This is a genomic window from Streptomyces sp. NPDC059900 (assembly GCF_050270335.1).
GTDB lineage: Bacteria > Actinomycetota > Actinomycetes > Streptomycetales > Streptomycetaceae > Streptomyces.
Genome location: NZ_JBNNJZ010000420.1, coordinates 1 through 7,156, shown reverse-complemented (window position 1 = coordinate 7,156; position 7,156 = coordinate 1). Strand labels below are relative to the sequence as shown.

At 72.3% G+C, this 7,156-nt stretch carries 8 protein-coding genes; 4 read left to right on the top strand and 4 right to left on the bottom strand.

Annotation, left to right across the window (positions count from 1 at the left end; all coding sequences use genetic code 11):
• Positions 1-78: 78 nt before the first annotated feature.
• Together ACQKIP_RS34715 and ACQKIP_RS34710 are read right to left on the bottom strand one after the other, a co-directional pair.
• On the bottom strand, positions 79-231 hold the full coding sequence (locus ACQKIP_RS34715) for a hypothetical protein (RefSeq protein WP_365852404.1): 153 nt from the start codon (positions 229-231) through the stop codon (positions 79-81).
• A gap of 89 nt (positions 232-320) precedes the next feature.
• Positions 321-1,445: a hypothetical protein gene (locus ACQKIP_RS34710; RefSeq protein WP_365852406.1), complete on the bottom strand. Its 1,125-nt coding sequence runs from the start codon at positions 1,443-1,445 to the stop codon at positions 321-323.
• Between the two features lie 233 nt (positions 1,446-1,678).
• Between ACQKIP_RS34710 and ACQKIP_RS34705 the strand changes: the two genes are divergently transcribed.
• The 4 genes from ACQKIP_RS34705 (at position 1,679) to ACQKIP_RS34690 (ending at position 5,639) form a co-directional block, all read left to right on the top strand.
• The gene (locus ACQKIP_RS34705; protein WP_365852408.1) at positions 1,679-2,749 is read left to right on the top strand and encodes an ABC transporter substrate-binding protein; all 1,071 of its coding nucleotides are present in this window, start codon (positions 1,679-1,681) and stop codon (positions 2,747-2,749) included.
• A gap of 85 nt (positions 2,750-2,834) precedes the next feature.
• A complete protein-coding gene (locus ACQKIP_RS34700) occupies positions 2,835-3,686 on the top strand; it encodes a Nif3-like dinuclear metal center hexameric protein (protein WP_365852410.1) in 852 nt (283 codons plus the stop codon).
• Entirely contained in the window at positions 3,682-4,425 is a 744-nt protein-coding gene (locus ACQKIP_RS34695; RefSeq protein WP_365853414.1) for a zinc ribbon domain-containing protein, read from the top strand. The genes ACQKIP_RS34700 and ACQKIP_RS34695 overlap by 5 nt, the downstream gene beginning before the upstream one ends.
• An 11-nt stretch (positions 4,426-4,436) precedes the next feature.
• Complete coding sequence (locus ACQKIP_RS34690) at positions 4,437-5,639, top strand: bifunctional RNase H/acid phosphatase (RefSeq protein ID WP_365852412.1); 1,203 nt, start codon at positions 4,437-4,439, stop codon at positions 5,637-5,639.
• 224 nt (positions 5,640-5,863) lie between these two features.
• Here ACQKIP_RS34690 and eda read toward each other — a convergent pair whose 3' ends face one another.
• Both eda and yaaA read right to left on the bottom strand, forming a co-directional pair.
• Positions 5,864-6,502, bottom strand: a complete 639-nt coding sequence (eda, locus tag ACQKIP_RS34685; RefSeq protein ID WP_365852414.1) for a bifunctional 4-hydroxy-2-oxoglutarate aldolase/2-dehydro-3-deoxy-phosphogluconate aldolase — start codon at positions 6,500-6,502, stop codon at positions 5,864-5,866.
• Positions 6,503-6,580: 78 nt separating this feature from the next.
• The coding region (gene yaaA / locus ACQKIP_RS34680) for a peroxide stress protein YaaA (protein ID WP_427745053.1) at positions 6,581-7,156 on the bottom strand (576 nt) is incomplete at its 5' end.

Below are 7,156 nucleotides of genomic sequence, written 5' to 3'. Positions count from 1 at the left end.
GGCTGGATCTCCAGCCCGTCCGGCGTTTGAGGACGAACTCGGCGGAGCCGGTGATTGCCGGCACCCAAGGCCAGGGGCCTACTCGTCGCCCGGCCGGCGGTGACGGCCCTGCGGCGCCCCCGCCTCGTCATGCTCGGCCACAGGACCCCGGTGCTTGCCCGCACCGGAGGTGTCCGCCGCCTCACGCGGCTCGGGATTCCGCTCGGAATCCGTATTGATCTCGGTCTGCATCGACATAATCACCCCGTATAACCGGTAACTCTGTAATTCGGTAACTCTGTAACTCTGTAAAGAAGATCGCTCGGTGTAGCCGGGCGAGTCTAACCAACCGCCCCGCGCCCGGTGAGGGGCGCCTGCTGCAACGGAACGGGCCGCGCGGCGACCGGGGCGGGCGCCTGTGCCGGAGCGGGGAGTTCCACCTCCTCGACCCCGCAGGACACCGCCTCCGTCACGTACGGAAGACGCAGGGTCCCCTCCCGCGTCCACCAGCCGGAACCGGCCAACCACCCCGCAGGCGCGGCCAGTTGATGCAGGCGCCGCTCGGCGGGACGCCAGACGCCGAGCCAGCTTCCCGCCACCCCGTCGATCCGCAACGCCACCGCACAGTTCTCCGGCATCAACGTCTGCCCGGGCTGGATGGCGAACGGCGTCACCGCGAGGTCGGGCAGGCGGAGGCACTCGGGGAAGCGCACCGGGCGCGTACCGCCGAGGACCCCCCAGCCGAGCCGTTCGTGCCCCGGCGCGTCCGAGCGGATCAGGAGCAGCCCGCTGTCGGCGTCAGCGAGCAGCAGCCGGTCGTCGCTCTCGTCGGCGATCTGAAGGAGGGGCGACACCTCGCCGCCCCGCTCCAGGTCCACCGCGACCGCCTTGACGCGCCCGCCCGACTCCCGGTCCAGGGCCAGCATCCGGCCCTCGCCGTCCAGCCAGACCCCGCCCGAACAGTGCCCCGGGATCTCGGCGACGTGCTCGGGCCCGAAGGCGCCGCCCGCCACCAGCCACAGGGCCGTCGAGTGCGTGCCCACCGCGAGCGCGTAGGCCTGGCTGCCGACCGGCGATGGCGGCAGCAGCGTCAGGCGGGACTCGCCGCACTCCACGGCGCCCAGCGGCACCTCACCGGTCTGGGGTCCCGTGGGGTACAGGAGCGCGAACATGTGCCGCCGGTCGGCGACACGGTGGATCAGGACCCTCCCGTCGGCCATCGGGAGCACCTCCGTGCCGGGCTCCTCCGGCTGGCTGCCGGGCAGCGGCACCGCGTAGGGCTCGGGGGAGTCGAGGGTCCAGCGCTCGGGGAACCAGGAGCCGCCGGTGTGGGTGAGACGGGCGGCGTACGCGCCGTTCGCCGTGATCACCGGGGGCGTGGCGGGGGCCGGGCGGGACGTGGGCGCGCTTGCGGGCGCGGTCATCGGCTCGGTCATGGGCTCGGGCTCAAGCGTGGGCGCTGTCATGGGGGGTACCTCCGGGCCACGAAGCTAGTTTTCGCACGCACTGCCGTGGCACCTGTGGACGCCCGCTTCACACAGAAGGGTGGCGATGTACCGATTCGCCTGAGGGGGCGGGGGTGGTTGTGCTGCGCGGGAGGCGCGCGCTTAAAGTAAGGCGAACCTAAGTGGTTGTGGAGCGGTCGGGCGGCGCATCCGCCGGGCGGCAGAGCGACCAGCGCACCCCCTGGAGCACGCCGATGTCCCCGTCCCCGCGGTCCGTACGACCCCTGCGTTCCCGGCGATCCCGCCGCCACCGTGCCACCACGGCCCTCGCCCTCGCCGTGGCCGGAGCGCTCTCCCTCGCGGCCTGCGGGTCCGGCGACGGCTCCGGCACGTCCGACGACGGGAGCGGCAGCAAGGCCGTCGCCCAGGGCGGCGACGACTTCGCCGAGGCCGCCGAGCAGACCGCGAAGATGGGCACCACGGCCAAGCCCGGCGCGTTCCCGCGCACCATCACGCACGCCCGCGGCAAGACCGAGCTCAAGGCCGCGCCCAAGAGGGTCGTGGTCCTGGACGTCGGCGAGCTCGACAACGTCGTCTCGCTCGGCGTTAAGCCCGTCGGCTACGCCCCCACCGAGGGAGACGACGGCATCCCCGGCTACCTGAAGAAGGACGCGGGGAAGCCCGAGAACGTCGGCACGATCAACGCCCTCAACCTCGAAGCGATCGCGAACCTCAAGCCGGACCTCATCCTCGGCAGCGAACTGCGCGCCGCCAAGCTCTACCCGCAGCTCTCCGAGATCGCCCCGACCGTCTTCTCCATCCGCCCCGGCTTCACGTGGAAGGAGAACTACCTCCTGAACGCCGCCGCGCTCGACAAGACCGCCGAGGCGAAGACGGAGCTCGCCGCGTACGAGAAGAAGGCGAAGGCCCTGGGCCGCGACATCGGCGACGACAAGCCGACGATCACGATGCTCCGCTACATGCCGGACCGCGTCCGCCTCTACGCGAAGGCGTCCTTCATCGGCACGATCCTCGACGACACCGGCCTGCCCCGCCCCAAGAACCAGCAGGTCAACGACCTCGCCACGGAGATCAGCACCGAGAAGATCGACGACGCCGACGCGGACTGGATCTTCACCGGCGTCTACGGTGACGCGAAGAAGACGGGCCGCTCAGAGGCCGAGAAGAACCCGCTGTGGAAGAAGCTCGACGCGGTCAGGTCCGGGCACGCGAAGGACGTCCCGGACGAGACCTGGTACCTGGGCCTCGGCGTGACGGCGGCGAACGAGGTCCTGGGCGACCTCAGGTCCGACCTGGCTCCGTAAGGGGCGTGCGGGGCGCTCAGTAGCAGCCCGGCACCGGTGCGTGACGTACGACATGCCGAGTGCAGCGGGAAGGTAGCCTTTCCCCGTGCCCCGTCTGTCTGAAGTCATCGCCGCCCTCGACGCCCTGTGGCCCGCCGAACTGGCCGAGAGCTGGGATGCGGTCGGCACCGTCTGCGGCGACCCCGACGCGGAGGTCACCCGTGTCCTCTTCGCCGTCGACCCCGTCCAGGACATCGTCGACGAGGCGGTGAAGCTGGGCGCCCAGCTTCTGCTCACGCACCACCCGCTCTATCTGCGCGGCACGACGACGGTCTCGGCCGGCACCTTCAAGGGCCGCGTCGTCCACGACCTCATCAAGAACGACGTTGCGCTGCACGTCGCCCACACGAACGCCGACCGCGCCGATCCGGGCGTCTCGGACGCCCTCGCGGGGGCCCTCGGCCTCCGGGTCGTCCGTCCCCTCGTACCGGACCCGGCCGACCCGCGGGGCCGTCGGGGTCTGGGCCGCATCTGCGAACTCGAACACCCCCTGACGCTCCGGGAGCTCGCCGCCCGCGCGGCCGAGCGGCTGCCCGCCACCGCGCAGGGCATCCGGGTCGCGGGCGACCCGGATCAGCTCGTCCGCACCGTCGCGGTCAGCGGCGGCTCCGGCGACAGCCTCTTCGACGACGTGCGGGCCGCCGGCGCTGACGCCTTCCTCACCGCGGACCTGCGCCACCACCCGGTGTCCGAGGCCCGCGCGCAGACGCCGCTCGCGCTGCTCGACGCCGCGCACTGGGCCACCGAGTGGCCGTGGTGCGAGCTGGCCGCGGCGCAGCTCGATCAGATCTCCGACCGTCACGGATGGGGACTTCGCGTCCACGTCTCCAAGACGGTCACCGACCCCTGGACCGCCCACGCGGCCTCGACTACCGACACAACAGGAGCCTCCAATTAACGCCGCGCCCGCCGACCAGATCCGACTCCTCGACGTCCAGGCACTCGACGTACGCCTCCAGCAGCTGGCGCACCGGAAGAAGTCCCTGCCCGAGCACGCCGAGATCGAGTCCCTGAACAAGGACCTCGCGCAGCTGCGCGATCTGCACGTCGCCTCGACGACCGAGGAGAGCGACTGCGCCCGCGAGCAGACCAAGGCGGAGCAGGACGTCGACCAGGTGCGCCAGCGCGCCAACCGCGACCAGCAGCGCCTGGACTCGGGCGCCGTGACGTCCCCCAAGGACCTGGAGAACCTCCAGCGCGAGATCGCCTCGCTCGCCAAGCGCCAGGGCGACCTGGAGGACGTGGTCCTCGAGGTCATGGAGCGCCGCGAGTCCGCCCAGGAGCGCGTCTCCGAGCTGGCGGAACGTGTCTCCTCCGTCCAGTCGAAGATCGACGACGCGACGGCACGGCGTGACGCCGCCGCCGAGGAGATCGACGGCGACGCCGCCACCGCCGCCAAGGAGCGCGAGGTCGTGGCGGGTTCGGTCCCGGCCGACCTGCTCAAGCTCTACGACAAGCTGCGCGTCAAGGAGGGCGGCATCGGCGCGGCCAAGCTCTACCAGCGTCGCTGCGAGGGCTGCCGCATCGAGCTGGACATCACCGGGGTCAACGAGGTGAAGGCGGCGTCCCCCGACACGGTCGTGCGGTGCGAGAACTGCAGCCGCATCCTGGTCCGCACGTCCGAGTCCGGCATCTAGGAGCCTTGCCCGTGCGGGAGTTCATCGTCGAGGCCGACGGCGGGTCGCGGGGCAACCCGGGGCCCGCGGGCTACGGCTCGGTCGTCATCGACGCGGCCACGGGGGAGACCCTGCGGGAGGCCGCGGAGTACATCGGCGTCGCGACGAACAACGTCGCCGAGTACAAGGGTCTGGTGGCCGGCCTGAAGGCGGCCCACGACCTCGACCCGACCGCCTCGGTCCACGTCCGGATGGACTCCAAGCTCGTCGTCGAGCAGATGTCGGGCCGCTGGAAGATCAAGCACCCGGACATGAAGCCGCTCGCCGCCGAGGCCGCGAGGGTCTTTCCCTCGTCGCAGGTGACGTACGAGTGGATCCCGCGCGAGAAGAACAAGCACGCCGACCGTCTCGCCAACGAGGCGATGGACGCGGGCAAGCGGGGCGAGCAGTGGGTGGCGTCGGAGTCGACGGCGGAGCTGGACGCGCGGGCCGCGCGGGCCGCGGGGGTCGCGGGGAAGGCCTCTGAGCCCTCGGGTGCCGATGACGCCCGCGCCGCGGGCAACGTGGCGGCCGCTCAGGTGCCGTCCGTCGGCTGGGCGGCACCGGCCGACCTCGGCGCTCCGGCGACCTTCGTGCTGCTGCGGCACGGCGAGACCGCGCTGACGCCGCAGAAGCGCTTCTCCGGCAGCGGCGGAACCGACCCCTCCCTCTCCGAGATCGGGCGGGAACAGGCCGAGCGTGCGGCGGCGGCGTTCGCCGTGCGCGGCACGATCCAGGCGATCGTCTCCTCGCCGCTGAAGCGCTGCCAGGAGACCGCGCAGGCCGTCGCCGCCCGCCTCGGCCTCGACGTACGCATCGAGGACGGGCTGCGCGAGACGGACTTCGGGGCCTGGGAGGGCCTCACGTTCGGCGAGGTGCGGGCGCGTCAGCCCGATGAGCTGAACGCGTGGCTCGCCTCACCGGACACGGCACCGCCGGGCGGTGAGTCCTTCGCCGAGGTGGCCGTGAGGGTGTCCGCCGCGAGGGACCGTCTGGCCGCCGAGTACGCGGGCCGCACGGTCCTCCTGGTCACCCACGTCACCCCGATCAAGACCCTGGTACGCCTGGCACTGGGCGCACCCCCGGAGTCCCTGTTCCGCATGGAACTCTCGGCGGCCTCAGTCTCGGCGGTGGCGTACTACGGAGACGGCAACGCATCGGTCCGCCTCCTGAACGACACGTCACACCTGCGGTAGCGAACGGATCCCCTGCGGCTGCGCCGTGGCTGACCGCGCAGTTCCCCGCGCCCCTACGGGCGCCGCAGCCTCGCCCCCGCAAGCGGCGCGAGGAACGGCGCACTCAACCACGAAGCACCCGCAGAAGCCAGCGCACCTCCGGCCCAGCAAGGGGCGCGGGGAACGGCGCGACCAGCCGCGACGCACCCGCAGAAGCGCACCCACCCAAGGCCCAGGGGCCAGCATCAGCCCAGCGCAGCGGCTTCGCGGGCCAGAGTCTCGATCCGGCCCCAGTCCTTCGCCGGGACCGCGTCAGCGGGCAGCATCCAACTGCCCCCCACACAGCCGACGTTCGGCAGCGCGAGGTACGACGGCGCGGACGCGAGGCCGATACCGCCCGTAGGGCAGAAGCGGGCCTGGGGCAGCGGCCCCCCGAGCGACTTGAGATAGGCCGTACCGCCCGCCGCCTCAGCCGGGAAGAACTTCATCTCCCGCACGCCCCGCTCAAGCAGCGCCACGACCTCGGACGTCGTAGAGACACCCGGCAGGAACGGCACCCCGGACGCCTTCATCGCGGCCAGCAGCGTGTCCGTCCAGCCGGGGCTGACCAGGAACCGGGCCCCGGCGTCCACGGACTCCTCGACGCCCCGGGGCGAGATGACCGTACCCGCGCCCACCACCGCGTCCGGCACCTCGGCCGCGATGGCCCGGATCGCGTCGAGCGCGGCGGGCGTCCGCAGCGTCACCTCGATCGCGGGCAGCCCGCCCGCGACAAGGGCGCGCGCCAGCGGCACGGCGTCGGCGACGTCCTCCACGACGACTACGGGAACGACGGGGGCGAGATCGAGCACGGAGCCGGAGGCCGCGGCGGAGGGGGAAGTCATGGGAGCATCCTGCCTCGCCCCACGCAGTATGCGCAAAGGGCGTTGCGCATGCTGCAACCAGGCCGTAAGCCGGGAACGTCAGTGGATCTCCCGCACCACCACATCGAGCCCCCACGCCTTACCCGCCTTCGCCGGCACCTCGGCCTCCACCACGTGCCCGAGATCCCGCAGAGCCTCGACCAGCTCGGCCGGGCCCTTCGGCTGCGCGCCGGTCTCCAGCAGGGAGCGCACGATCCGCCCCTTCGTCGCCTTGTTGAAGTGCGAGACGACGGAGCGCTTCTCGACCCCGTCGACCATCTGCGCGTGCAGCACCCGTACCGTCGCCGTCCGGTCGGCGACCTCGCCCTTCGGCTTCCACGCCGCCGCGTACGCCGACGACCGCAGGTCCAGTACGAGTCCGTCGCCCGCCGCTTCCGGCATCGCCGAGGCCATCGGCGTACGCCAGTAGGCGCCGAGTGCGCCGAGGCCGGGCAGCTTCACGCCCATCGAGCAGCGGTAGGAGGGGATGCGGTCGGTGATGCCGACGGCGCCCCAGAGCCCGGAGAACACGAGCAGCGAGCGGGCCGCGCGGCGCTTGGCGGCGGCGTCCAGGGTGGCGAGGCCCAGGGCGTCGTACAAGACGCCGGTGTAGATCTCGCCCGCGGGGCGGGCGCC